We start from the raw sequence: 1132 nt of genomic DNA on the forward strand, positions 1-1132 counted from the left end.
GAGCGGTGGGCCAGGAACCTGGGGCATGGGCGCATCCCGGACAACAACGGCGAGGTCCGCGACGCCGCTCCCCTCGCCGAGGGTCCCGAGCGCCTCGAGTCCCGCATTGACCCTTCCGCGCTCGCCCATGCCGTCCGGGACGCGGGCATCCCGGCCGAGGTCTCCGACGACGCAGGCGCTTTCCTGTGCAACGCCGTCTTCTGGACCGCGCTGCACCGCACGGATCTGCCCGCCGCGTTCATCCACGTACCCGCGGTCAGGTCGAGAGGATCAGCGGGGATCGGTGCCGAGACCGACCCGGATCACACCCCCGCGGATTCAGCGCTGAGTTTCGATGACCTCGCACACGCGCTGGCGGCCGCTGTCCACGCCGTCGCACTCGAGTCGGGATCGCAGCCGGCCTGAACAGCCCCGGTAGGCCGGATCCACGCCACGGCCCCGAAAGGACCTCAGCATGGTTTCCACATCACGTCCCGCAGCCACCGCGTTCCTTGTGTCCGTCCTTTTCCTTCTGACCTCGTGCAACGGCGGCCGGACGTCCGAGCCGGCCCGAGCGAAACGGTCGCGGCGGCGTCGTCGTTGGGTGAGCCCCGGACCGTGACCGAAAACTTGGACGCGCCGTGGTCCGTTGCCTTCCACGGGGGCACTCCCCTGGTCAGCGAGCGCGACTCAGCCAGGATTCTGGAGCTCGACGACGCCGGGCAGGCTCGCGGGGTGGGCGTCGTTCCCGGCGGCCAGGGCGACACATCGTCCCACGCTTTCCCGCATGCGGTGTGCAGCGATATCATCGCTCTATGGCGATTGAAGTAAGTGAGCTCCCCACGTTGAATGCACGAGCCACCGCGGCGTACGCGCACCTGTTCCAGGCGCTGAGTGAACCGACCCGGCTGGCCGTGGTGCAGCACCTGGCCTCGGGGGAACACCGGGTCCGGGACCTCGTGGAGCACATGGGCCTGGCCCAGTCCACGGTGAGCAAGCACCTGAGCTTCCTCGTGGAGTGCCACCTGATCCAGGCACGGCCGGAGGGGCGCGCCACGTGGTACTCGCTCACCCGCCCCCATGAACTCGCGGCCCTGATCGCAGCCGCGGAACGCATCCTGCACGCCACCGGCACCGACGCGGTGCTGTGCGC

At 69.5% G+C, this 1132-nt stretch carries 1 protein-coding gene and 1 pseudogene; both read left to right on the top strand.

Annotated elements, in window-relative coordinates; genetic code table 11:
• A pseudogene (locus B3I25_RS06040) lies at positions 1-405 on the top strand (pyroglutamyl-peptidase I); the annotation flags it as partial.
• A 389-nt stretch (positions 406-794) separates the two neighbouring features.
• Positions 795-1132 (top strand): ArsR/SmtB family transcription factor (locus B3I25_RS06045; RefSeq protein ID WP_286738289.1); only part of this gene is annotated, 338 nt, incomplete at its 3' end.

Source organism: Kocuria sp. UBA1838, from assembly GCF_002338785.1.
Taxonomy (GTDB): domain Bacteria; phylum Actinomycetota; class Actinomycetes; order Actinomycetales; family Micrococcaceae; genus Kocuria; species Kocuria marina.